Source organism: Solwaraspora sp. WMMA2101 (assembly GCF_049179175.1).
In the GTDB taxonomy this organism is placed as follows: domain Bacteria; phylum Actinomycetota; class Actinomycetes; order Mycobacteriales; family Micromonosporaceae; genus Micromonospora_E.
Window position 1 is genome coordinate 2,729,742 of record NZ_JBMHMA010000006.1, and the last position, 24,316, is coordinate 2,754,057.

At 72.2% G+C, this 24,316-nt stretch carries 23 protein-coding genes; 9 read left to right on the forward strand and 14 right to left on the reverse strand.

Going from position 1 to position 24,316, the window contains the following annotated elements; translation table 11 throughout:
• Nucleotide 1 precedes the first annotated feature (1 nt).
• On the forward strand, nt 2-541 hold the full coding sequence (locus ACN28F_RS13165) for an RBBP9/YdeN family alpha/beta hydrolase (RefSeq protein ID WP_289208247.1): 540 nt from the start codon (nt 2-4) through the stop codon (nt 539-541).
• Here ACN28F_RS13165 and ACN28F_RS13170 read toward each other — a convergent pair.
• Genes ACN28F_RS13170 through ACN28F_RS13180 form a run of 3 tightly spaced genes read right to left on the reverse strand, consistent with a single transcriptional unit; the run spans nt 531 to nt 3,837 of the window.
• On the reverse strand, nt 531-2,414 hold the full coding sequence (locus ACN28F_RS13170) for a carbohydrate-binding domain-containing protein (protein ID WP_421357967.1): 1,884 nt from the start codon (nt 2,412-2,414) through the stop codon (nt 531-533). The genes ACN28F_RS13165 and ACN28F_RS13170 overlap by 11 nt on opposite strands.
• Complete coding sequence (locus ACN28F_RS13175; protein ID WP_289208249.1) at nt 2,411-3,265, reverse strand: polyphosphate polymerase domain-containing protein; 855 nt, start codon at nt 3,263-3,265, stop codon at nt 2,411-2,413. The genes ACN28F_RS13170 and ACN28F_RS13175 overlap by 4 nt, the downstream gene beginning before the upstream one ends.
• Nucleotides 3,262-3,837, reverse strand: a complete 576-nt coding sequence (locus tag ACN28F_RS13180) for a DUF4956 domain-containing protein (protein WP_421357969.1) — start codon at nt 3,835-3,837, stop codon at nt 3,262-3,264. The genes ACN28F_RS13175 and ACN28F_RS13180 overlap by 4 nt, the downstream gene beginning before the upstream one ends.
• A gap of 205 nt (nt 3,838-4,042) precedes the next feature.
• Between ACN28F_RS13180 and ACN28F_RS13185 the strand changes: the two genes are divergently transcribed.
• On the forward strand, nt 4,043-5,503 hold the full coding sequence (locus ACN28F_RS13185) for an alkaline phosphatase PhoX (RefSeq protein ID WP_421357971.1): 1,461 nt from the start codon (nt 4,043-4,045) through the stop codon (nt 5,501-5,503).
• A gap of 163 nt (nt 5,504-5,666) precedes the next feature.
• Here ACN28F_RS13185 and ACN28F_RS13190 read toward each other — a convergent pair whose 3' ends face one another.
• The 3 genes from ACN28F_RS13190 to ACN28F_RS13200 form a co-directional block, all read right to left on the reverse strand.
• Nucleotides 5,667-7,349, reverse strand: coding sequence for a fumarate hydratase (locus tag ACN28F_RS13190; protein WP_421357973.1), 1,683 nt, complete (start codon nt 7,347-7,349; stop codon nt 5,667-5,669).
• Between the two features lie 184 nt (nt 7,350-7,533).
• Nucleotides 7,534-8,949, reverse strand: coding sequence for a PQQ-binding-like beta-propeller repeat protein (locus ACN28F_RS13195; RefSeq protein WP_289208255.1), 1,416 nt, complete (start codon nt 8,947-8,949; stop codon nt 7,534-7,536).
• Between the two features lie 57 nt (nt 8,950-9,006).
• Nucleotides 9,007-10,236 carry an MFS transporter gene (locus tag ACN28F_RS13200; protein WP_289208256.1) on the reverse strand — a complete coding sequence of 410 codons (1,230 nt, stop codon included), beginning with the start codon at nt 10,234-10,236 and terminating at the stop codon, nt 9,007-9,009.
• A gap of 82 nt (nt 10,237-10,318) precedes the next feature.
• On the opposite strand from ACN28F_RS13200, the gene ACN28F_RS13205 reads away from it, so the two are divergent.
• Nucleotides 10,319-11,404 carry an ArsR/SmtB family transcription factor gene (locus ACN28F_RS13205; protein WP_289208257.1) on the forward strand — a complete coding sequence of 362 codons (1,086 nt, stop codon included), beginning with the start codon at nt 10,319-10,321 and terminating at the stop codon, nt 11,402-11,404.
• A 171-nt stretch (nt 11,405-11,575) separates the two neighbouring features.
• On the opposite strand, the gene ACN28F_RS13210 is transcribed toward ACN28F_RS13205, so the two are convergent.
• Complete coding sequence (locus ACN28F_RS13210) at nt 11,576-12,103, reverse strand: Lrp/AsnC family transcriptional regulator (protein ID WP_289208258.1); 528 nt, start codon at nt 12,101-12,103, stop codon at nt 11,576-11,578.
• Between the two features lie 119 nt (nt 12,104-12,222).
• Here ACN28F_RS13210 and hppD point away from each other — a divergent pair, with 119 nt between their 5' ends.
• From hppD to ACN28F_RS13235, 5 genes are all read left to right on the forward strand, one after another.
• Nucleotides 12,223-13,389, forward strand: coding sequence for a 4-hydroxyphenylpyruvate dioxygenase (gene hppD, locus ACN28F_RS13215; RefSeq protein ID WP_289208259.1), 1,167 nt, complete (start codon nt 12,223-12,225; stop codon nt 13,387-13,389).
• A 122-nt stretch (nt 13,390-13,511) separates the two neighbouring features.
• Nucleotides 13,512-14,474: an RDD family protein gene (locus ACN28F_RS13220; protein ID WP_421357977.1), complete on the forward strand. Its 963-nt coding sequence runs from the start codon at nt 13,512-13,514 to the stop codon at nt 14,472-14,474.
• 14 nt (nt 14,475-14,488) lie between these two features.
• Entirely contained in the window at nt 14,489-15,580 is a 1,092-nt protein-coding gene (gene hisC / locus ACN28F_RS13225; RefSeq protein ID WP_421357979.1) for a histidinol-phosphate transaminase, read from the forward strand.
• Nucleotides 15,581-15,650: 70 nt separating this feature from the next.
• A complete protein-coding gene (locus tag ACN28F_RS13230; RefSeq protein ID WP_421357981.1) occupies nt 15,651-16,229 on the forward strand; it encodes a hypothetical protein in 579 nt (192 codons plus the stop codon).
• A gap of 89 nt (nt 16,230-16,318) precedes the next feature.
• On the forward strand, nt 16,319-16,543 hold the full coding sequence (locus ACN28F_RS13235) for a hypothetical protein (RefSeq protein WP_289208263.1): 225 nt from the start codon (nt 16,319-16,321) through the stop codon (nt 16,541-16,543).
• An 88-nt stretch (nt 16,544-16,631) separates the two neighbouring features.
• On the opposite strand, the gene ACN28F_RS13240 is transcribed toward ACN28F_RS13235, so the two are convergent.
• Nucleotides 16,632-16,793 (reverse strand): hypothetical protein, encoded by a 162-nt coding sequence (locus ACN28F_RS13240; RefSeq protein ID WP_289208264.1) that lies wholly within the window; start codon nt 16,791-16,793, stop codon nt 16,632-16,634.
• A gap of 56 nt (nt 16,794-16,849) precedes the next feature.
• Here ACN28F_RS13240 and ACN28F_RS13245 point away from each other — a divergent pair, with 56 nt between their 5' ends.
• On the forward strand, nt 16,850-17,827 hold the full coding sequence (locus ACN28F_RS13245) for a hypothetical protein (protein WP_421357983.1): 978 nt from the start codon (nt 16,850-16,852) through the stop codon (nt 17,825-17,827).
• 72 nt (nt 17,828-17,899) lie between these two features.
• On the opposite strand, the gene ACN28F_RS13250 is transcribed toward ACN28F_RS13245, so the two are convergent.
• The 6 genes from ACN28F_RS13250 to ACN28F_RS13275 all read right to left on the reverse strand — a co-directional run bounded on the left by ACN28F_RS13250 (nt 17,900) and on the right by ACN28F_RS13275 (nt 24,251).
• Nucleotides 17,900-19,180 carry a PQQ-binding-like beta-propeller repeat protein gene (locus ACN28F_RS13250; protein ID WP_289208266.1) on the reverse strand — a complete coding sequence of 427 codons (1,281 nt, stop codon included), beginning with the start codon at nt 19,178-19,180 and terminating at the stop codon, nt 17,900-17,902.
• A 216-nt stretch (nt 19,181-19,396) separates the two neighbouring features.
• Nucleotides 19,397-20,167, reverse strand: a complete 771-nt coding sequence (locus tag ACN28F_RS13255; protein ID WP_421357985.1) for an SRPBCC family protein — start codon at nt 20,165-20,167, stop codon at nt 19,397-19,399.
• A complete protein-coding gene (locus tag ACN28F_RS13260; RefSeq protein ID WP_289208268.1) occupies nt 20,160-20,750 on the reverse strand; it encodes a helix-turn-helix domain-containing protein in 591 nt (196 codons plus the stop codon). The genes ACN28F_RS13255 and ACN28F_RS13260 overlap by 8 nt, the downstream gene beginning before the upstream one ends.
• Before the next feature lie 326 nt (nt 20,751-21,076).
• Entirely contained in the window at nt 21,077-22,312 is a 1,236-nt protein-coding gene (locus ACN28F_RS13265; protein WP_421357988.1) for an ABC transporter permease, read from the reverse strand.
• Nucleotides 22,309-23,004 (reverse strand): ABC transporter ATP-binding protein, encoded by a 696-nt coding sequence (locus tag ACN28F_RS13270; protein ID WP_421357990.1) that lies wholly within the window; start codon nt 23,002-23,004, stop codon nt 22,309-22,311. Before ACN28F_RS13270 ends, ACN28F_RS13265 begins: the two co-directional genes overlap by 4 nt.
• Nucleotides 23,001-24,251 carry a hypothetical protein gene (locus tag ACN28F_RS13275; protein ID WP_289208269.1) on the reverse strand — a complete coding sequence of 417 codons (1,251 nt, stop codon included), beginning with the start codon at nt 24,249-24,251 and terminating at the stop codon, nt 23,001-23,003. The genes ACN28F_RS13270 and ACN28F_RS13275 overlap by 4 nt, the downstream gene beginning before the upstream one ends.
• Between the last annotated feature and the right edge of the window lie 65 nt (nt 24,252-24,316).

Consider the following 24,316-nt stretch of genomic DNA (forward strand, 5'->3'; position numbering starts at 1 on the left):
CATGGCGAGTCGTAGAGCGATCATTTTCCACGGGACCGGTGGGAATCCGGACGTCTGCTGGTACCGCTGGCTGGCGGGGCGGCTGACCGCCCGGGGGTACGCCGTCGAGGTGCCGCACCACCCGGGCATCAACGTCGAGCCGATCGCGACCTTTCTGCCGAAGATGCTGCAGGAGCACGACTTCGACGAACAGACCGTCCTCGTCGGTCACTCCGGCGGTGCGGCCCTGCTGCTCGCGATCCTGCAGCATCTCGACGTCACCGTCGCCCAGGCGATCCTGGTAGCCGGCTACTGCACCCCGCCCAACACCGAGAACGAACCGGTCCTGCAGCAGGAGTACGACTGGGCCGCGATCCGGGCCCATGTCCGGGACATCTGTTTCATCAACTCCCGCACCGACCCGTACGGGTGCGACGAACATCAGGGGCGGGCGATGTTCGAACGGCTCGGCGGCACGCAGATCGTGCGCGACGACGGCCACTTCGGCGACTACGACCAGCCGTACGAGCACTTCGAACTGCTCGACCGGCTCATCGCCTGACCCGACCGAACCCGCCCGCCGGGGCCGCACCGGCGGTCACCGTGGCGACCTCGGTCGCTCCGCCGAGATCACCGGAGTCCGCCAGGCTGCCGACGCCGGTCCCGGTCGCGGTGCCGCCGGTGAAGATGCGGTACGCTGAGCCGCTGGTGACCTCCGCCGCCGAGTAGACGACGTTCTGCAGCGTCTTGCGCGCGACGAAGCTCGCCAGCACCGCGCCGTCGGCGTCGACGACGTGCACCGTGCTGCCCGGCTCGATCTGGCTGTCCAGGGTCACCGAGAGCCAGCCCTGCGGGGAGTCCTGATCCGGGGCGACGGCCATCCCTGCGCTGCCGGTGGCCAGCAGTACGCCGCCGCTGACCTGGAACGTGCCGTTGACGTCGAGGGCACCGTTCATGCTCTGGGTCGGGCCGTCGACGACGACGGTGCCGCCGCTGATCGTCGCCGTACCGTTGGAGTCGAAGCCGTCCCCGTCGGCGTCGATGGCCAGGGTGCCACCGCTGACCGTCACTGAGTAGTCGCCCACCGCCTCGCCGCCACCGCCCGGGCCGCCGCCCGTGCCGGGGCCACCACCGGTGCTGGGGTCGCCGCCGGCACTGGGGCCACCACCGGTGCCGGGGTCGCCGCCGGACGTGTCGTCGCCGCCGGCCGCGTTCACCCCGTCGTCGCTGGCGACGATGCTCGTCGTCCCACCTGCCACCGTGATCTCGACCGCTTCGATCCCTTCGACCGAGGCGGTGACGTCCACTGTGCCGTCGTCGATGCGCAGTGCCGCGTCGGCGTGCACCGCGTCGTCACCGCTGGCCAGTGTCAACGATGCCCCACCGAGATGGACCGACCCGTTGCTGTGCACCGCGTCGTCGGCGGAGTCGACCGTGACGTCGCCGCCTTCGAGCACGGTGACGACGGCAGACTTGAGCCCTTTGGTCGAGGTGTCGTCGGTCGGGGCGACCCCGCTGCCGCCGCCGGTGGTGACGGCCAGGGTGCCGCCGTCGACCAGCAGGTCGGTGGCCGCGTCGACGCGGTCACCGCCGGCGGTCACGGTGACCGCGCCACCGGTCTGCAGGACGTATCCGGCGTCGGCGGACTCGTCGTTGTCGGCCTTGAGCCCGTCGCCGCCAGCATCGACGGTGACCGTGCCACCGTCGACCACCAGGTAGTCCTTGCCCCGGATTCCGTCGTCGACAGCGTCCACGACGATCGTGCCGGACGCGATGACCAGGCCGTCCTTGCTGGCGATCCCGTCGTTGCCGTTGCCGTGCACGGTCAGCGTGCCGCCGCCGGCGAGAGTGAGGTCACCGGCGCTGAACAGGGCGGCGTTGACGTCGGCGTCCTCGGCGTACGTGTCGGTGTCGCTCAGCGTGTTCGTACTGCCGTCGGCCGCGACCACCACGACGGCGTCGGCGTCGGTCGCCGCGATCGCCGCCCCCGACGTACTGGTGATCGACACCCCGTCGAGGATCAGCTGTACGGTCGCCTCCGGCGCGGCGATCAGCACCTGGCCGTCGGTCAGCTCACCGGTCAGCCGGTAGCTGCCCGCGGCGCTGATCGTCACCGTCGACTCGTCGACCGAGGCGCCGTCACCGTCGACAGTGGCCGAGGTGCCGGTCAGCGTCACGTCGACCACTGCGGCCTCGTCCCAGGTGGTGTCGGTGTCGTCGGTGTGGTCGGCCGTGTTGTCGGCGAGCACGTCGGCGACGGTCGAGGTCACGTCGACCGGGTCGCCGGTGGTGGCGGTGGCGACCGCCGCGACGTCGCCGCTGGCGCCGGGGTCGGCCGTGGCGTCGTCGGAACAGCCGGTCAGCACGGTCGCGGCGAACAGCGCGGCGGCGGCGCAGGCAGCCCGTACGGTGGCACGCCGGTAGCGGACGTTCATCGGAACTCCCTCGGGTCGGGGCCGTCGGTGAGCAGCCGACGCAGCGTCGGCCGCCACCGGTTGGCGGGCAGGTCGGGCCGCAGCGCGGCGAGCCCGGTGGCGTACTTGGAGATGGCGCGGGGCCGGTGTCCGGCGGACCAGAGCAGCCGGTCGACGGCGCAGGCGGCACGGGGTGACTTGGTCTCGACGACGGCCCGGTGCGGCAGACGCAGCTCGCGCCACAGCGCCGGACCCGCGCCGGCCGGCAACGACCAGGTCAGCCCGGTGTCGACCGTCATCCGGCTACCGACCAGCGGCAGGAAGAGGGTGATCCGCTGGTAGGTGGTGGTCAGCACCGGGTCGAACCGCAGGCCGGCACTGTGGAATCCGGCGGCGGCGAGCTGGGCGTCGACCCAGGCGCGGACCGCGCCGTCGGACAGCGTCGGCGTCGCGGCCAGGCCAGTCGACGGGTACGGGATCCGCTGCTTGACGGTGACGCCCCGCCGTCCTCGGGTCTTGACCTCGACGACGTGCAGGTCGGTGTCGAGGTAGCTGCGTACCCGCACCTTGTACCGGTGGCGTCGGGTCCGGGCGGCGGCGTGGAAGCTGGCCAGGTCCGGGGTGTCGAAGTAGACCGACCGGTAGCGGAACGTCCGGCAGCCGTCGATCTGCAGCACCCGGGCGGTGCCGCTGTCCGCCAGGTCACGCAGCACGTCCGGCAGGTCGGTCACCGGCAGCAGATACTTGGCGTCGACCCGGGTCAGCAGCTCGGCCCGGGTGACCAGGTCGTCGAGACCGATCGGCGGCAGCCGGTCGATCACCGACCGGACGGCGTGCCCGGTGTCGTCGGGGCGCAGGTCGAGGAGGGTCACACCGTCACCCGTTCCCGTTGCACCACATGCCGGACCTCGACCAGCGTGGTGTCGTTGACCAGGTCGACGTGCTTGACGCTCAGGTGGGTGACCGGCCCGCCGAGCAGCTCCGTGAGCTGTCGGCGCAGCGCGGCCTCGTCGGTCTGCACCGTGTCCAGGTGCACGGTCTGCTGGCGGTGCCGGTGGAACAGCCGTGGGTGGTCGCCGATCACCAGGGCGGCGATGATCAGGGCCATCAGACCGACCACGAGGACGCTCGGTGCGGAGCTGAGTCCGGCGAGCAGGCCGAGAGCGAGCGCGGCGAAGTAGTACGCCACCTCGTGCTGGGCGATCTCGTCCGACCGCAGCCGGATGATCGACAGGACGCCGAACAGCCCGAGGCCGAGCCCGACACCGACCGCCGAGGTGCCGAGCACCATCGCGACCGCCAGCACCCCGACGTTGACGCCGAGGAAGGCGACGACCAGGTCGCGCCGGTGATGCCGGGGGAAGTAGAGGACGAAGGTGAGTACGGTGATCGCGACAAGGTCGATCGCGATGATCGGTAACTGCTCCACAAGGCCGCCCTTCATCTTTCGTTCACTGTTCGTTCATTCAGCCTCGGCTTCCTGTGCGCCAGCCATGGCAGGCCTGTGAGCGAAAGCTGAGTTCACGGTCGGCCTGTCACCCGACTCTTTACATCGATGTCGCCCGTTCGCCACCACGCCGATAGACGGCCGTCGGTCCACCGGAGTTGCGTCACGTCATCACCCTCGATGTGAACTGGAGTCGATCGACGTGCCTTCCTCCCGTCGTACCTTCCTCGCCGGTGGCGCCGCGAGTGCGGCCGGCGTCGGCCTCGCCGTCGCCGGCGGCCTGCCGTCGCTCGCCCAGGCCCACCCGGGCCGGGAGCACCCGCCGAGGGGCGGCGGCCACGTACCGTTCCCGCCGCTGGTGGACGACCCCGCCGGCATCCTCGCCCTGCCCGAGGGCTTCCGGTACACCGTGGTCACCCGCACCGGCGTCACCCGGCTCGACCGGGGCCAGGGCCTCACCCCGGCCGAGCACGACGGGATGGCCGTCTTCGACGCCGGACCCGGCCGGTACACCCTGATCCAGAACCACGAGCTCGGCCCGGGGGCCGAGTACGGCGTACCGCACGTCCCGGGCACCGTCTACGACCCGGGCGCGGTCGACGCCGGCGGCTGCACGGTGATCAGGACCGACCGGGCCGGCCGCAACCTCGGTGAGTTCGTCGCCATCTCCGGCACCGTCGACAACTGTGCGGGCGGGCCGACCCCGTGGGGGACCTGGCTGACCTGCGAGGAGACCGAGGACCGGGCCAGCGACGAGTGGGACGAGGACGGCCGCACCGGCGTCTATCAGAAGGACCACGGGTACGTCTTCGAGGTCCGGGCCGACGGCCGCGCCGACCCGAGGCCGATCAAGTGCCTCGGACGGTACGCACACGAGGCGCTGGCGATCGACAAGGATCGTACGAAGATCTACCTGTCCGAGGACGCCGACGGGCCGAACGGTCTGTTCTACCGGTGGACAGCGCCGCGCGGCGTGAAGCTCGGCCCCGGCGTGCTGACCCGCCTCGCCCCGGACGCCGGCACCCTCGCCGCGATGCAGATCATCATGGCCGACGGCTCGGTGCTGCCGGACGTCGCCTACCTGACCTCCGCGCAGCTGGGCCGGCCGTTCCCCGTACGGTGGATCGAGGTGCCGGAGCGTGACGCCCGGACCACCCCCCTACGCGAGCAGTTCGCCGACGACCAGGTCACCCGGGGCCGCAAGTTCGAGGGCGTCTGGGGCACCGACCAGGGCGTGTACGTGGTCAACTCGTACGCCTGGGAGGACGGTGACCTGCCGGCGGACGCTGCCCCGCACGACGGCATGGTCTGGTTCTACGACTACCGGGCGCAGACCATCCAGCTGGTCACGTACTTCCCGCACCAGACCTCGTCGGAGGAGGGTACGCCGCCGAAGTACAGCGATCTGACCTTCGACGGGCCGGACAACGTGACCGTCACCCCGTGGGGCAGCCTGGTGCTGGCCGAGGACGGCTCGGGCGCGTCCCACGTGCTCAGCTCGGTCCCGGGTGGCCCGACCTACGCGATCGCCCGCAACCAGCTCAACGACTCGGAGTTCTGCGGGCCGGTCTTCACCGACGACGGCAAGGTGCTCTTCGTCAACATGCAGGACCCCGGTCTCACCCTGGCCATCACCGGCCCATGGGAAAAGTACCTGGGCTGACCCGATCGACCGTACGGGTGGGCCGGACCGACCAGATCCGGCCCGCCCGTACACGGCCACGCTCTCCGAAGTTCGGCCACCGACGTCTGACGCCAGCCCGCCTGCCGCAATGCCCCGGCGGCGCTGGCGTCCGGCGTCGAGACGTCAGGGTCCCCGTCGCCGGTCAGCGGCGGCCGACGGTGAGGACGGGTTTGGTGACCTCGGCGTAGAAGTCGTTGCCCTTGTCGTCGACGACGATGAACGCCGGGAAGTCCTCCACCTCGATCTTCCAGATGGCCTCCATGCCCAGCTCCGGGTATTCGAGGACCTCGACGTGCCGGATGCAGTCCTGGGCCAGCCGGGCCGCCGGGCCGCCGATCGAGCCGAGGTAGAAGCCGCCGTGCGTACCGCAGGAGCGGGTGACCTGCGCGGACCGGTTGCCCTTGGCGAGCATGATGTGCGAGCCGCCGGCGGCCTGGAACTTCTCCACGTAGGCGTCCATCCGCCCGGCGGTGGTCGGGCCGAACGAGCCGGACGCGTACCCCTCGGGGGTCTTCGCCGGACCGGCGTAGTAGACGGCGTGGTCGCGCAGGTACTGCGGCATCGGCTCACCGGCGTCCAACCGCTCGGCGATCTTGGCGTGCGCGATGTCGCGGGCGACGACCAGCGGGCCGGTCAGCGACAGCCGGGTCTTCACCGGGTACTTCGACAGCTCGGCGCGGATCTCGGCCATCGGCCGGTTCAGGTCGACGCGGACCACGTCGGCGTCGGCGGAGGCGTCGGCGGCGAGGGTCTCCTCGGTGACGTCGGGCAGGAAGCGGGCCGGGTCGGTCTCCAGGCGCTCCAGCCACACCCCACTCGGGGTGATCTTGGCGACGGCCTGCCGGTCGGCGGAGCAGGAGACGGCGATCGCCACCGGGCAGGAGGCGCCGTGGCGGGGCAGCCGGACCACCCGTACGTCGTGGCAGAAGTAGCGTCCGCCGAACTGCGCGCCGATGCCGAACTGACGGGTCAGTTCGAGCACCTGCGCCTCCAGCTCCACGTCCCGGAAGCCGTGGGCGGCGGTGCTGCCGCTGGTCGGCAGGTTGTCCAGGTACTTGGCGCTGGCGTACTTGGCGGTCTTGAGCGCGAACTCAGCCGACGTGCCACCGACGACGATCGCCAGGTGATACGGCGGGCAGGCTGAGGTGCCGATCAGCCGCAGCTTCTCCTCCAGGAACTGCATCATCCTGGTCGGGTTCAGCAGCGCCTTGGTCTCCTGGTAGAGGTAGGACTTGTTGGCCGAGCCGCCGCCCTTGGCCATGAACAGGAACTTGTAGGCATCCGGCTGCCCGCCCGGGTCCTCGGCGTACAGCTCGATCTGAGCCGGCAGGTTGGTCCCGGTGTTGCGCTCCTCCCACATGGTGATGGGGGCGAGCTGCGAGTAGCGCAGGTTGAGTTTGGTGTACGCCTCGTACACGCCCTGGGCGATGGCCCGTTCGTCGGTGCCGTCGGTGAGCACGTGCCGGCCGCGTTTGCCCATCACGATCGCGGTGCCGGTGTCCTGACACATCGGCAGCACCCCGCCAGCGGCGATGTTGGCGTTGCGCAGCAGATCGAGGGCGACGAACCGGTCGTTGGGGGACGCCTGGGGGTCGTCAAGGATCGCCCTCAGCTGAGCCAGGTGCGCCGGGCGCAGATAGTGAGCAATGTCATGCATCGCCTCGGCCGTCAGTGCCGTGAGCACCGCCGGATCGATGGTGAGGAACCGGCGATTTCCCGGCCCGTGCACCACGTCGACGCCTTCGTCGCTGATCAGGCGGTATTCCGTCAGGTCGTCGCCGGTCGGTAGCAGCGGGGTGTGGGAGAACGGGGCGGCACTGCTCATGACCGGCAAGCCTAGGCCAGAGAGGGCCGCACCAACCAACCCCCCGGTCACCCCCCACGCCACCCGCCCAAGATCCCGACGATCTTGCACTTATCGTTGAACATTTCGGACAAATCTTCGCGATAACTGCAAGATCGTCGGGGAGGGCGGGGCGGGGGGCAAGATCGTCGGGGAGGGGGTGGACTCAGCCGTCCTTGCTGCCGTCGCCGGGGCAGGACTCCTGCTTCACGCCGCCGCAGGTGGGTCCGGGGTCGACGCCACCTGGGCCGGTGACGGCGGGCGCCGGCAGGTCAGCTCCGGCGAACCTGACGTAGCCGATCTCCCGGCCCTCGCCGATGACCATGCCGGCCGGCCCCACGGCCTTGACCTCGGCCGAGGTACGCAGATTGGCCAGCTCGGTGCCGGTGGCCGGATCAAGGGCCACCACCCGGTCGGGTTTACGGGTGGTCACCAGGGCGGCGTACCGGGTGAGGGCGATCTGCGCGTCGTCGTCGATGTCCCGGGTCCACGCCGGGGTGGTGGTCGGCAGGGCGTACGCCTGGAGGGTGGCGCCGTCGGCGGAGCGGGCCAACGCGTACCGGTCGTCGACGGCCCGCAGCTCCTGCCCGGCGGCACCGGTCCACAGCACCCGCCCGTCGTGGGCGTCGATGACGGTCTCCCGCATGTCGGGGGCGACACCCGCCAGGACGTTGGGGCCGCCGGTGGGGTTGTGCCGCTGGGCGCAACCGGTACGGTCGGCGGTCCGCAGGTTGATCCCGGCCCGTTGCCACACCGGCAGCGCGGTCACCGGGTCGTTGGCGGTGGCGGTGTAGTAGCAGGCGCCGTCGCGCGGGGTGGCGACCAGGGTGAAGACCCGACCGCCGAGCACCACGATCCGTTCGTGCTGCTCCTCCTTCAGCTCCTGCAGCACCTTGCCGGTCCGGGTCTCCACGACATGGATCTTGCCGTCGATCGGGAAGCCGAGCGCGGCCGGCAGGTTCTGCGGGCCGCCAGCGTCGTCGGCGACGCCGCGGGCGGTCAACGGTCGACTGGTGAGCAGCTGCGGATTGTCGGCGAAGAGCACGAGACCCATGCCGGGCAGTTGGGCGGTCCATCGTGGCTGCTGCCCGCGCGGATCCCAGGCCCGCAGGGTGCAGTCACGCGGGCCGGCGCATTCGACGTCGAGCAGCGCGTTGCGGTAGGTCCAGACGGCGACGGCGGCCTCGTCGCGGCGCAGCAGGGCACCGGTCGCCGGGTTCAGCACCTGGTAGCCGTCGACCAGCAGGGTACCGGCGACGACGACCTGGTCGGTGCCGGTGCCGGCGACGGCGGCCCAGTCGGCCTTGTGCTCCCAGACCTGGTTGCCGGAGGTGATGCTGCGCCCTTCGACGGTCAGCCGGTGTTCGACGATGACGGCCCGGTCGGTGACGGTGATGCTCTGCGGTGCGCCGTCGACCCGCTGCTGCCAGGTGACGTCGGGGTCAGCGAGGGGTCGGCTGCGGTTGACCCAGTCCCACAGGCCGGGGAACGGGTTCCAGACGCCGGTGGCGGCGAGCACGATGACCACGACGAGCGCGAAGGCCAGATAGCACTTCACGCACGGCGCGCTCCCCTTCGCCATCGGGCCACGGTATCGGTCGGGTCCGGCCCCGACCGCCCATCGACCTAAATGCCCCTTTTAGGCGTGTCGGGGTACATTCATGCGCGGCACCCGGAGTTGTCGCCACAGCAGCATGGTCGCGACCAGCGACAACGCCCCGAAACCAGCCATCACCAGCCCCGGCGCCAGCCACTGCGCCACCAGCCCGGCGCCACCGGCCGCCAGCCCCTGCCCGGTCATCATCCCCATGTGCGACAGCCCGAACGCCTGGCCGCGCCGATCCGCCGGCACCGCGTCCAGGAACCGTCGGGCCAACCCCAGATGGTACGAGAACCCGAACGTCGCCACCCCGAACAGCACCGCCGCCACCAGCAGCCCGATGTCGGCGACAAAGGCCAGCATCGGCACCCCGAGCAGCAGCGCCAACCACGGCGTCAACGCCTCCCGGCGGGCCGGCGCCGTCCACCGCCCGATCACCAGATCCCCCAGCAGCATCCCGGCGGCACCGGCCATGAACAGCACCCCGGCCCCCTCGCCACCGGTGTACGGCACCACCACCCCCTCCGCCCCGACCAGCAGCGAACCGGGCAGCCACTGCGCCAGCAGCAGCCCGCGTACCGGGCGGTCGGCCAGCAACTGCCGGTTGACCCGCCAGGTCTCGCGGACCGCGCCCGGCCGCGCCACCCCGGCCACCGCGACCGTCCGAGGTGGCCGGTCGGTCAGCCCGAACCGGATCAACGCCGCCGAGGTCAGGCAGGTCGCGGCCGTGATCCAGAGGGCACCGTACGGGCCCAGCAGACCGATCAGTGCCCCGCCGACGGCGAACCCGAGGACCTGGGTGGCACCGGCGGTGACGGTGAACAACGCCCGCCCCAGCACGTACCGGTCTCCGGCCAGCAGATCCGGCAGCAGGGCGGCCCGCATCGCCGACGACACCGGGGTGAACAGCCCGACGACGAACACCAGCGCCAACGCGCCACCGGGCGACAGCACACCGAGCGCCAGCACCGCCACCATGGCCACCCGGACCAGGTCGTAGCCGACCATCACGGCCCGTGGTCGCCACCGGTCGGCGTACGCCAGCAGGAACATGCCGCCGAGCACGCTGGGCAGGAAACCGGCGACGTACGCCAACGCGGCCAGCAACGGCGAACCCGTACGGTCGTAGATCAGCACCGACAGGGCCAGCATCTTCACCGTCTCGCCGACCATGAAGATGCCGTAGCTGGCGAAGAGCACCCGGAACTCGCGGACCGTGAACAGGTCCCGGAAGGTCGCCTGCGGGGCCGGCGGCGCACTCGTGGTCATGCGTCGAGCATCGCGGTGCGGCCCCGACCAGCGGTAACCTTTCGGCGTCAGGCGAAAGAGCCAGGTGGGAGCGGGGGCGGCGGTGCGGATCGAGGTGAGCTCCGGCGACCTGGCGGCCAGTCGGTTCGGGATCTCCCCGCTGGGCGAGACGATGGCCGCGCTGCGGCTGTTCGCCGGCACCCATCCGGCCGGGCCGCTGCTGCCCTGGGTGGGCCGCCACCGGGACCGCTACGCCGCGCTGCGCCGCGCCCAGCCGGGCATCACGGCGATCCGGGCGCTGTACCGGCGCAACGGCTACAATGCCGACTTCGTCCAGCCACCACCGGACGGGGTCGGGTTGAGCTTCGCCGACCAGCTCGCGGTGGTCCGCCGTACCCCGCTGGACCAGGCCCGCGACGAGATCGCCCGCAGCCTGGCCGGCCGGCCGTTCCCGACCGGGCCCACCGGGCGGCTGCTGGCCGCCGACGATGTCGTCGACCGGCTCGCCGAGGCCATCGACGCCGCCTGGCAGGCCCTGATCGCTCCGGACTGGCCCCGGCTGCGGGCGATCCTGGAACGTGACGTCGTCTACCGGGCCGGCCGGCTGACCACGTACGGCTGGAGCGCCGCGTTGGCCGACCTCGACGCCCGACTGCACTGGGAACCCGACCCGGGCACGATCGTCGTCGACCGGTCCCTGCCGGAGCGGCACCGGCTCGGCGGGCAGGGGCTGTTGTTCGTCCCGTCGGTCTTCAGCGCCCTGAGCCTGCACCTGGAGCCGCCCTGGCCGTACGCGATCAGCTACCCGGCGCGCGGCGTCGCCGGACTGTTCGGCCCGCCGCAGGCCGACCGGGCGGCCGACGGGCTGGACCGGCTGATCGGGCCGACCCGGGCGGCCGTGCTGCGCGCGCTGGCGGTGCCGGCGACCACCAGCCAACTGGTCGCCCAGCTCGGCATGACGTTGGGCACCGTCGGCGGGCACCTGGCCGTACTGCGCGATGCCGGGCTGGTCCGGCGGGCCCGCACCGGCCGCGCGGTCCGCTACGAACGGACCGCGCTCGGCGACGCGCTCGACGACACCGGCGGGGGCGCGGCCGACGACGCCAGTGGTGCGGTGCCGCGCCGGGTCCCGTCAGGCACGGCACCGCACCCGGCGGTCAGTGGACCGGGTACTTCCTCGCGCAGCTGATCGTCCGGCTGTTCCAGACGTGGCGCGAACGGTGTCGGCACCCCGTGGCCCAGCACCGCGACCACGGCCGACATGCAATGGGCACCGTACGATCGAGGGCCGTCACTGTCGCCTCGTGCCGGCAGCGGCGCGGCGCGATCAACCGCTGGACAACCCCGCCGACCTGCGTGATCAATCCGGACGAGGCGCCGGCGGCACCGCAGCCGGCGGCGGGCCGTCCGCCGCCGCCGACACCAACGGCAGGACGCGGTACGGGATCTGCTGCGCCAGGGCGATGATCGTCGACGCCCGGCGGATCCCTTCGTAGGCGAGGATCTCGTCCAGCACCCGCTGCAGATCGCTGTTGGACCGGGCCACGATCCGGCACAGCAGGTCACCGGAGCCGGTGATGGTGTGCGCCTCCAGCACCTCCGGGATGGCGCGCAGGTGCGCCGCGACCGGGCCGTGCCCGTGCCGCTGACCGATCTCCAGGGTGACGAACGACGTCACCGTGAACCCGATCGCCGCCGGTGACACCTGCGGGCCGAAGCCTTCGATCACGCCCCGGGCGAGCAGCTTGTCCAGCCGGGCCTGGACGGTGCCGCGCGCCACCCGCAGCCGCCGGGAACACTCCAGTACGCCGATCCGCGGCTCGGCCGCCAGCAGGGCGATCAGGTCAGCGTCCAACCGGTCCAGCTGGACGTTCTGCACAGCATCCATGGCTGGAGACCCTATCCAATGGGCAGCCTGACCAGCGTTTCGTCGAACTATTGCCCAGTCCTGCAGAACCGCTCATCCTGCCCTTACCGGCCACCCGCCGGTACTGAAGGGAGACGACGATGACTGATCTGGCCGAATCCCCGACCGTCCACCGCGCCGAGGTCCGCGACCCGTTCCCGGTGCAGGGCATCGACCACCTGACCTTCCTGGTCGGCAACGCCAAACAGGCGGCGCACTACTACTCGACCGCGTTCGGCATGACCTGTGTCGCGTACCGGGGGCCGGAGCAGGGCTTCCGTGACCACGCCGAGTACGTGCTGACCAGCGGTGCCGCCCGGTTCGTGCTGCGCGGGGCGGTGCACACCGACGCCCCCGCCGCCGCGCACGTCGCCCGGCACAGCGACGGCGTCGCCGACATCGCGCTCGGCGTACCGGACGTCGACGCCGCCTACGCACACGCGCTGGCCAACGGCGCGACCGGGCTGGCCGCCCCGACCGACGTCACCGACGACCACGGCACCGTACGGATGGCCAGCATCGCCGCGTACGGCGAGACCCGGCACACGCTGGTCGACCGGTCCGGTTACGACGGGCCGTTCCTGCCCGGGTTCGTGCCCCGCGCGCCGATCGTCGACCGGACCCCGCTGATCGACGCCGGACTGGCGCCGAAACGGTTCTTCCAGGCCGTCGACCACGTCGTCGGCAACGTCGAGCTGGGTCGGATGGACGAGTGGGTGGAGTTCTACCGCCGGGTGATGGGCTTCACCAACATGGCCGAGTTCATCGGCGACGACATCGCCACCGACTACTCGGCGCTGATGAGCAAGGTCGTCGCCAACGGCAGCCGCAAGGTGAAGTTTCCGCTCAACGAGCCGGCCGTCGCCCGCCGCCGCTCGCAGATCGACGAATACCTGCAGTTCTACGGCGGACCGGGCGTGCAGCACATCGCCCTGGCCACCAACGACATCCTGGCGACCGTGGACGCGATGCGCGCCGCCGGTGTGGAGTTCCTGGACACCCCGGACTCGTACTACGACGACCCGCAGCTGCGGGCCCGCATCGGGAAGGTCCGCGCCCCGATCGAGCAGCTGAAGGCCCGCCGGATCCTGGTCGACCGGGACGAGGACGGCTACCTGCTGCAGATCTTCACCAAGCCGGTGCAGGACCGGCCGACGGTCTTCTTCGAGCTGATCGAACGGCATGGTTCACTCGGCTTCGGCAAGGGCAACTTCAAGGCGTTGTTCGAGGCGATCGAGCGCGAACAGGCCAATCGGGGCAACCTCTGAGGCGGATGGGCGGTCGGTGAACCGTCGACAGGCTGCGGTGCCGGCGGGGTCGGTCGTTAAGGTGCCAGGGTGAGCTTGCCCAACGCGCCCCGCCCGGCCGCCCGCTACCCGGGATCCGTCCGGTGACGTCGATCTCGCCCGGCTGGTACAAGGATCCCGCCGATCCGAGCACCCAGCGGTACTGGGACGGCGGTGGCTGGATCGGTGCGCCGCTGCCGGCGGACGCCAGCCCACCGGACGGGCCACCGCCGGCCGAGGAGCCGCCGAGCCCACCAGCGCAACCTGTGCCGGCCGCCCCGGCTCCGCCGACTCCGGTGGCGGCCCCGCCGGCTCCGGGCTACCCGGCCCCACCGCCCGGATACCCACCGCCGGGCTACCCACCGCCTGGATACCCGGCCCCGCCGCCGGGCTACCCACCGCCGGGGTATCCGGCCTACTATCCGCCGGCCGAACCACGGCCGCACGGGCTGGCCCTGGCCCCGCTCGGTGCCCGGCTGGCCGCCCGACTGATCGACATCAGCGCGGTACTGCTGCTCAACATCGTCATCAACGGTTGGTTCGTCTGGCAGTTCGTGGTCGAGTCCTGGCCGGTCTGGGCCGAGATCTGGCAGCGGTCGCTGGCCGGCGACCGGTCCACCGAGGGACTTCCGCAGGTCACCGAGCGGGCCTCCGGGCTGCAGATGGTGATCATCCTGCTGGCGGCGGCGATCTGGTGGGCGTACGAAGTGCCGGCCGTCGCCAACACCGGCCAGACCCTCGGCAAGCGGCTGACCCGGCTGAAGGTCGTGCCGGTCGAGCCGGGCGGACAGCTCGGCTTCGCCCGCTCGTTCCGCCGCTGGAACACCCTCGGCCTGCCCACTCTGTTGTGGATCTGCTGCGTCGGGTTCGTCCTGCAGTTCATCGACTGCGTCTACCTGCTGTTCGACCGCCCGCTGCGGCAGGCGCTGCACGACAAGTCGGCGCGCACCGTCGTGGTGCAACTGCCGGCCGGCGTACCGGCGAGCGCGGTCGGCACCGGCGGCGCTGGCGGCACCGGGGTGGACAAGCCGGCCGCTGACCGCGACACTCCCGGAAGTTCAGCATGACAGGAGGCCCCCCGATGCCCCCCTCGCTCGGTCTGACCCGCGCGGACCTCGACGCGCTGCCCAGTTACGTACCGGGGCGCAGCCCGGTGGACCTGGCCCGGGAGCTCGGCCTGCCCGAGGCGATCAAGCTGGCCAGCAACGAGGTGCCGTTCGGGCCGCTGCCCGGGGTCGTCGAGGCGGTGGCGCAGGCGGCGGCGTCGACGCACCGCTACCCCGACATGGGGGTGCTGGCGTTGCGGGGTGCCCTCGCCGAGCGGCTCGGGGTGGCAGCGGAGCGGGTCGTCACCGGCTGCGGCTCGGTGGCACTCTGTGAGCACCTGATGCGGGCCAGTTGCCTGCCCGGTGACGAGGTCGTCTACTCGTGGCGGTCGTTCGAGGCGTACCCGATCATCGCCGCGACCACGGCGGCGAACAGCCGCCGGGTGCCGAACACCGCGACCCACGGCCACGACCTGCCGGCGATGGCGGCGGCGATCACCGAGCAGACCCGGATGGTGCTGGTCTGCAACCCGAACAACCCGACCGGCAGCAGCGTGCGCCGGGCCGAACTGGACCGGTTCGTCGACGCGGTGCCGGACGACGTGCTGGTGGTGCTGGACGAGGCGTACCGGGAGTTCGTCACCGACCCGGACGTGCCCGACGGCCTCGACGCCTACGGCGACCGGCCCAACGTGGTGGTGCTGCGGACGCTGTCCAAGGCGTGGGGGCTGGCCGGGCTGCGGGTCGGCTACCTGGTCGCGCACCCTGAGGTGGCGTCGGCGGTACGCAAGGTGGCCACCCCGTTCGGCACCAGCTCGCTGGCGCAGGCGGCGGCGCAGGCCGCGCTCGACCAGGCCGACGAGGTCCGCCGCCGCTGCGACCTGGTGATCGCCGAACGGGAGCGGGTCACCGAGGCGCTGCGCAAGCTGGTGCCGGACGTGCCGACGAGCCAGGCGAACTTCGTCTGGTTGCCGCTGGGTGAGCGGGCGGCGGCGTTCGGCGCGGCCTGCGAGGCACGCGGCGTGATCGTGCGCCCGTTCGCTGACGACGGGGTGCGGGTCACCATCGGTACGCCGGCCGAGAACGACGCGTTCCTCGCCGCCGCCGAAGTAGCACTCCAGGGCTGACGGGGCACGGAGCGGAACTCGCACCCCAGAAACGCCGAAAACGGTCACCGCGTCAGTTACCGTTTGTAACATGCGCAGACTGTCGGTGTGGATCGGGCTCGCGGTGCTGGCCGGATCGATGCTGCCGCTGCCGATGCCGATGACCGTCGGCACGGCGGCAGCGGGACCGATGGTGGCCGCCGCCGCGCCGAAGTGGCTGCCCGCCCTGGCCGCCCGGCAGCAGACCCTCAGCATCACGGTCCCCGCGACCCGCAGCTACGGTGCCGGTTTCCGGGGCTCGACGATCGGCGGCCAGCTGGGCACCGTGACGGTCCGGGACTTCCGGTCGATCAGCCCGAACGTCTGGGTGGCCACCGTCTCGTCCAGCTCGTACACGACCGGTGGGGCGACGGCACCGGAGACGATCGGCAACGACCGGGTCTCCTACTGGTCCGGCACGGCGACCAGCGCCTCCGGTGGTGGCACGCTGGTGCCCGGTCAGCCGACAAGTGCCGCTGCCGTGGTGCTCAGCGTGCCCCGGACCGCCTTCAGCAAGACGTCGGGCAACGCGAACAACACAGTGGCCTGGAACCCGACGGTGTCGATCGCGGTACCCACCGGCGCGATCGCCGGCGCCTACACCGGGACGATCACCCACTCGGTCGCGTGAGCGGCTCGACGACCGCCGACAGCGCCAATCAGATGCTTTGGCCGATTTGCCGACTAAGCGGCGGCAAAAGGGCAATTAGCGTGTGTCGCATGAGAAGAATGTTGCTGCTGGTCACCGCAGTGGTGACGACCATCGCCGTGGTATCGCCCGCTGCCGCCCAGCCGTCCGGAAACACCATCGTGACGTTCACCGTCTCGACGTCCGACCTGATCATCCAGGTGCCGCCGTCGGTCAACCTCGGTGCCGCGTTCCCCGCGCAGACCATCACCGGCCGCTCGGCAACGTCACGGTCAGCGACCAGCGGGCCGCGCTGACGGCGACCTGGACTGCCTCTGTCGTCTCCACCGCCTTCACCACCGGCGCCGCCAGCGCCGAGGAGACGATCCTGCCGAACCTGGTCGACTACTGGTCCGGCCCGGCGGTGTCGACCACCGGCGATGGCACCTTCGTCCCCGGCCAGCCCACCTCGGCCGACGCGGTCTCGCTCAACCTGCCCCGCACCGCGTTCTCCAAGACCTCCGGCTCCGGCGTGAACACGGCGACCTGGAACCCGACACTGTCCATCGCCATTCCACCCGCAGCGGTCGCAGGTCTCTACTCGGGCACGGTGACCCACTCCGTTGCGTAGTCGAATCGCCGCGCTAGCCCTGGTGCCGCTGCTGGTCGGCACCGGGGTGCCCGCGTCCGCCGCACCGGCTCCGGACGCCGGTGCGACCAGCCTCGGCATCCGGCTGCTCGACGCACCGCTGGAACGCCGCGACGACTACCGGGCCCACATCTACATCGTGGACCATCTCAACCCCGGTGACGTCATCGAACGGCGTTTCGAGGTCACCAACTTCTCGACGGGCGCCCGGGAGATCGCCCTGTATCCGGGGGCAGCGGTCGTCGACAAGGGCGGCTTCCTCTTCGGCGACGGCCGTGCGGACAACGAACTGACCGAGTGGATCACGCTCGACGAGACCGAGGTACGCCTCGACCCGGAGCACCGCACCCGGGTGCTGGCCCGGATCACCGTTCCCGACGACGCCACCAGCGGCGAGCACTACGGGGTGATCTGGGCCGAAGCCGGTGACCGGCCCGACCCGAACGCCAACGTCCACAACGTCGCCCGCAGCGGCATCCGGGTCTACCTGTCGATCGGGGACGGCGGCGAACCGCCGTCGGACTTCACGCTCGGCGACCTGACCGCGCAGCGCACGAAGGACGGACACCCGGTGATCGGCGTACGGGTCCGCAACACCGGGCAGCGGGCGCTCGATCTGCGCGGTGAGCTGACGCTGACCGGTGGGCCCGGCGGCCTGTCCGCCGGCCCGTTCCCAGTGGAGATCACCACCCTCGCCGTCGGCGACGACCGGATGATCGAACTGCCGCTGGAGGCGGTCGTGCCGGACGGCCGCTGGACCGCCAAGCTCGCGCTGACCAGTGGAAAGGTCGAGCGGGAGACGACCGCGACGGTCGTCTTCGGCCCGGCGCTGGTCGAGTCGTCCGCGATCGTGAGCCCGACGACGGCGGTGGGGATCAGCGTGCTGATCGCGCTGCTCGCCTTCGGCGCGCTCGGCGTCGTCGCCTACCGCCGCCGGGACCGGACGGCCTGACGGCACCGGCAGGTGGTTGTCCGGCTGTCGTCCGGCCGGGGTGTCGTCCCGCCGGGCGGCAGACCGCGCCGGTCAGGTGCCGGCGACGATGACCGTCTCCTGGATCCAGTAGTAACGGCCGTCGTCGGCGTCCGGGTCGACCGGCAGCCGGAGCCGTTCGACGGCCACGAAGCCATCCTGGGTGTACACGTAGCCCGGCGCCCAGTCGGTCATCCGCTCACTCGGCATGATGAGCACGAAGCGGGACAGCTCGGCACCGGTGGTCGCGTCGAGAGTGACCAGCTCGCGGGCGGCGGTCAACAGGTGTACGCGGCCCGGCTGCACGGCGAGCAGCCGGTCCCCGGTGGTGTCCGGGCCGGGCGCGACCGCCGTCGGCAGCGGCCACCGCCACGCCTGCTCACCGGTGCGGACCGCCTGCGCGACCACCGCCGGATCGCTGGCGTCGGCGGCCAACTGGACCGCCATGCCGTCGACCAGCATCGCGTCCACCGGATCGAGCGCCGCTGCCGGCTCCGGCTCCGGGCCGTCGACCAGCCAGCCCCGGGACTCGCCGGCACCGGTGGTCCGCAGCGCCGCGCACCGCGAGCGGGCGACCGTGCAGCCGAGCGGTTCCACCGCCAGGCCCGGCCCGGCACCCTCCGGCTGCCAGGTCGACGTCAACTTCCCGTCGGCCACCTCGTAGAACTCCACCACCGGTGGCGCGGCGCAGCTGTTGACCAGGGCGAACTGGCCGCCCGTGGTGCTGAAGCCGGCGTCCCGGCAGGCGTCACCCTGGCCGGGCAGCGTGGTCTGCCACAGGCGGCGGCCGGTCGCAGCGTCGAGACCGACCAGCTGGGAGCCGCCCTGCACCAGCACGATCACTCGACCGTCCGCCCCGCTGACCACGGTGTGCAGGCCCGCCGGGGCGTAGACGGTCTGCGCCCCGGTGCGCCGGCCGGCGTACCCGGTGTCGTTGGGTTGCGGTCCGGCCGCCCGCCAGGCGACCTCGCCGCTGACCGCGTCGATCGCCACCAGTTCGCCGTCGGACCAGCGGCTGACCACCGTCGTGCCGGTGGCGACGACCCCGGTCACCTGCTCCGGCCAACGCCGGAACGACCAGGCCGGGGTGACCTGGGTCCGCATGTCGATCGGGCCGTCGGCGCGCACCTGGCGGGTGGTGGCGTAGACCCGGAACCGACCGTCGACCAGCAACGGTGCGGCGGAGAGCCGGGCCACCGGGCCGGGCTCGGCGGTCGGCGGCGACGGCTGGTAGCCGGACGGGGTGACGACCTCGGCCGGGGCGAGCACCCGCCAGGCGACGACCGTGGCGGCACCGAGCACCACCAGACCGGCCAGCACCCCTGCGGTGATCAACTGCCACCTGGGGCGGGATCGCCACCCGGGGCGGGGCCCCTCACCGGCCGACTCCGTCGAAGGGTCCGCTGCGCCCGCCGAGGGGTCCGCTGCGCCCGCTGGGTGTTGGGTGTTGCTCGCCGGCTCGGCCATCCAGGCACCTCCCTCCGCACCCTACCGAACCGGACAGCCCGGTCGGGGCCACGGAGCCGGACGACGGCTCAGCGGGTCAACGAGTCAGCGGGTCGACATCCACTTCTCCCAGGCCGGCCCGTACGCGGCGACGGCGTCGGCGGCGTGCTCGCCGTACCAGAAGATGTCGACGACCATGCCCCGGCTGGTGCCGAAGTCGGCGGCGGTGACGCTGGCGACGCCGTCGGCCGGTTCGTCCAGCAGCAGGGTCATTCCGGTGCCGGCGAGCGCGGCCACCTGCCCGGCCAGCGGTGGTGCGTCGCCGCCGACCCGGACCCGCTCGCCGACGGCCGCGCCGGTCAGCCCGAGGTCGCCGGTCAGGGCCTGCCAGACTTCGACGATCGGTCGGGTCGAGTGTCCCCAGGCGCGCAGCGACGCGCTCGGCCGGCCGGGGAAGTGTGCCCGGTAGAGGGTGAGCACCCGCAGCGCCTGGGTCCAGCCGGCGGCGGTCGACTCGGCCTGACGTTGCGCGTCGGGGCCGGCGGTGCCGAAGCCGGCGGAGACGATCCGGACCAGGCTGGTGCCGCCGGAGACCGCCTCGATCAGGAACTCGGTGGTCGAGGCGACCAGCGCGGCGCCCTCGCTGGGCACCCACTCCTCCACGTAGGCGAAGCGGTGCGGTGCCTCGTGCGCGACGATCGCCCCGTCGGAGACCTCGTCGTCGCCGGGGCCGAACCGGTGCCGGACGGTCCCGGCGACGGCGTCGACCTCGGCCGGCATGAACCAGGTGGAGATGCCGGGGCCGGTGGTCAGCAGCGGCCACAGCTCCTCCGGGGTGCCGACGACCTCGGCGGACACCTCGACAGGGTCAGTCATTGACGCTCTCCCTCGGATGGGTGGTGACGATCAGGCGGTAGTCGTCGCCGGGGGCGTCGGCCGGCAGGTGGTGCCGGCGGATCACGGCGGCGACGGCGGCGGTCAGGTCGTCGGCGAACGCGGCGCGGGCCTGCGCGGACGCCGCCAGCCGCACCTCGCTGTCCAGCGAGAAGGTGACGACCGGCGCGCCGGTGGCGTCCGCGCGGCGCAGCAGCCGGGTCAGCTCGCGGACCGTACGGGCGGCGAGCGCGATCAGGTAGCGGGCCGACCCCCGGTCGGCGGTGCGTGCCGGGTCACCGGCGGCGTCGCCGAGCGCCGCCGGTGACACCAGGTACGCGGCGGCGCTGGCGACCAGCAGCCGCTCGGTGAGGCCGCCGTGCCGCCGCTCCCCGGCCGGCTGGACCAGGCCGTGCTGCTCCAGTGCCTTCAGGTGGTAGTTGGCCCGCTGGCGGGTGAGCCCGGTGCGCCCGGCCAGCTCGGTTGCGCTGGCCGGGGCGGCGAGCGCGGCCAACAGCCGCGACCGGGTCGGCTCCAGCGCGGCGACCGCCACCTGCGGATCCTCGATGACTTCGATGTCCTGCACGGTCACCAACCTGCCATTGACAGGAGATTCTGTCAAGACAGGATCTCCTGTCAATGTTGCCGAGCGGTCGGCGCGCTGCACGACGTCTTCTCGGTGCCGGTCTTCGTCGCGCAGACGGCCGCCTGGCTCACCGTCCTCGCCGTCCACCGCCAGCGTCCCACGACGTCACCCACTGTCACCTCGACACCGGCAGGTAAGGCTTCAGCCGGTATTCCTCTGAGGAATAATTATTCCTCAGAGGAATACCGGCCCGGCGCATTACCTGTCCTCCGCCCGGCGCTCCTCATGCCAGCCAAGACAGACCGCCAGCCAAGGCAGACCGCCGGTCAGGGTGCGCTCAGCGCCCGGGTCGGCGGCAGCCGGGCCGCCTGGAACGCCGGATAGCCGCCCGCGACGACACCGACCAGCAGCGCCCCGCCCAGCCCGGCGAGGGTCGCCCCCGGCGGCACCACCACCGGCCAGTCGTTGACCAGGGCGTAGCCGGCGGTGGCGAGCAGGCCGAGCACCGTACCGGCGAGGCCGCCGAGCAGCGACATGGCCACCGACTCGGTGAGGAACTGCGCCCGGATCTGCCCCCGGCTCGCGCCGAGCGCCCGGCGCAGCCCGATCTCCGCGCGACGTTCCAACACCGAGATCACCATCGTGTTCGCCACCCCGATCCCACCGACCAGCAGCGCCACCCCGGCCAGGGCCAGGAACAGCGACGCGAAGCTGCTCTCGGTGGCGCGTTTGGCGGCCAGCGCGTCCGACGGCCGGGTCACCTGCACCGTGCTGGGCCGCTGCGGGTCGATGGTCGCCGGCAGCACCGCCCGGACCGCCTCGATCGACGGCTCGTGCGCCCGCAGGTAGATCACCGTCGGATGCCCGCCGAAGCCCAACTTCGCCTCGGCGGCCGGCCAGCCGACCAACGCCGCGCGGTCGATCTCGGGTGCCAGCGGCAGCGGCTCCAGGATGCCGATCACGGTGAACCACTCGTCGCCGATGCGTACCTGCGTCGGCGAGTCCGGCCGCCCCAGGTCGACGATGCCCAGCCGGGTCGCGGCCACCGAGCCGAGCACCACCGTCGGCAGGCGTTCGGTGGCGGCGTCGAGGTAGCGGCCGGTCCGCAGCCGCGCGTCGAGCGTCTCCGGCAGGCTCGGTGCACTGGCCAGCACGGTCAGCCCGGAGCCGTCGCGCGGGTCGACCCAGTCGGACCGGCGGATCACCGTGTTGGTGTTGGCGACCGCACTGGTCGCGGTCACCGGGCCGATCCGGGCCACCATCGCGGGCGACTCGACTGGCAGCCGGGTGATCCCGTCGTCGCCGGCACGGGCCGTCGCCTGCAGCAGGTTCACCCCGAGGGCCGACAGCTCGGCCAGCAGGGCCCGTTCGCTGGCCGCCGGAATTCCGGTGACCACGATCATCGTGGCGATGCCGATCGAGATGCCCAGTGCCGACAGCGTCGCCCGCAACCGGCGGGTGCGGATGCCGACCAGGCCGAGCCGCAGCAGGTCCAGCGGAGCGAGCCGCACCGGCCGGGGCAGTTCCAGCGGCGCCCGCCGAGGAGCATCCATCGGGCTCATGCCGCCCCCACCGGCTGCTGGCGGACGTCGCTGACCAGGCGGCCGTCGCGGATCTCCACCCGGCGCGGCAGCCGCGCCGCGATGTCCCGGTCATGGGTGATCACCGCGATCGTGGTGCCGTCGGCGTTGAGCGTGGTGAGCAGGTCGAGTACGGCGCGACCGGTGGCGGTGTCCAGCGCGCCGGTCGGCTCGTCGGCCAGCACCAGCGCCGGGTCGTTCACCAGCGCGCGGGCGATCGCCACCCGCTGCCGTTCCCCGCCGGACAACTGTCGGGGCAGGTGACCGACCCGGTGGGCGAGCCCGACCCGGGCGAGCGCCTCGGTGGCCAGGTGCCGGCGTCGGCGGCGCGGCACGCCGGCGTACAGCAGGCCGGTGGCGACGTTCTCGGCGGCGGTCAGCCCGTCGCTGAGGTGGAACTGCTGGAAGACGAAGCCGAGCCAGCGCCCGCGCAGCGCCGACAGTTGCCGGTCGGACAGGCTGGTCACGTCGTGGCCGCCGAGGCGGACCGTACCGGTGGTCGGGCGGTCCAGGGTGCCCATGATGTTGAGCAGAGTGGACTTGCCGGAACCGGACGGGCCGACGATGGCGACCAGTTCACCGGCGTGGATGTCGAGGTCGACGTCGGTCAGCGCGGCGACCCCGCCGGGGTAGCTCATCCCGGCCCCGACGACCGACAGCACCGCGACGCTCATGAGGTGGTCACCACCGTCATACCCTCGTCGAGGCCGGTCCCGGTCACCTCGACCATGCCCCGGGTGAACAGCCCGGTCTCCACGGCGGTCAGGGTGCCGTCGGTGAACTGGACCGCGTACCCGCCTTCGGCGAGGGCCAGCAGCGCGCCGACCGGTACGGCGAGGACCTGCTCGCGTACCTCGGTGCTGAACTGCACCCGGACCGGCGCGGATTCCAGCGCGGCGACCGCCGCCGGGTCGTCGGGCACGACACTGAGGTTCAGTTGCGGCTCCTGCCCCGGCTGGCCTTCGGGGTCGGTGACGACGGTGCCGACTGCGGTGATCCGGCCGGGGACGGTCGCGCCGTCGGGCAGGGTGATCGTCACCGGCGCGTCGGGCAGCATCCCGTTCGCCTCGCCGGCTCCCACCCGTACCGTAATGATCTTGTCTGTCGGGGTGACCGACATGATGTCCGACGCGGCGCTGTCGCCGGCCAGCGCGGCGACCGCGTCGACCCGGACCTTCCCCGGTAGTACGGCGATCTCGCCGGGCCGCAGCGTGCCGGTGTCCGGCGCGTCGCGGTCACGCTGCCAGCGCCGGATCGCCGCGATCAGGTCCGCGGTGAGGACGGCGTCGCCGGTACGGACGGTGACCGCGCCGCCGGCCGCGGTCGGCTGCCGAGCGGATTGCGCCGACTGTTCCGGGTCCGGTGACTGTTCCGGGTCCGGTGACCGTGCCGGATTCGCGTCCTGACTGGTGTCCGCGGTCTGCTCCGGCATCGCGACGGTCGTGCCGACCGGCGGCTGCCAACCGATGTCGTAGCCCAGCGCCACCAGATTGTCGGCGACCACCCGGACGTCCCGGCCGACCAGGTTCGGCGTGTCGAGGGTACGGAACAACGGCGTACCGCCATAGAACAGCAGGACCGGTTGATCGTCCACCCGGTACAGTTGTTGGCCACGCTCGACAATAGAGCCCTGCTCGGGCAGCCAGGTCAGCACCCCGTCGGCGCCCCGCACCGGCCGGGCCGCCCCGTAGCCGAGAGTGCCGTCCAGCTCCCGACTGTCCGAGATGTCCATCCGGACGACCTCGGTGGTCGCCACCCAGACCGGGTCCGTGGCCGCGTCGGCGGTCGCACCCCGGCCCGGCCAGCCCCAGCCGACCATGGTCGATGCCGCCACCAACCCGGCCACCAGCATCACGACGAGCAGTCCGTACGTCAGGGCCCGCCGCCAACGACGGCCCGCGACCCGCAGGGAGAGCACCATGCCGGCCAGCGTCAGCGGCGATTGTGAGGATCCTGTCAGGCCGCCACGGTGCGATTTCCCACCCC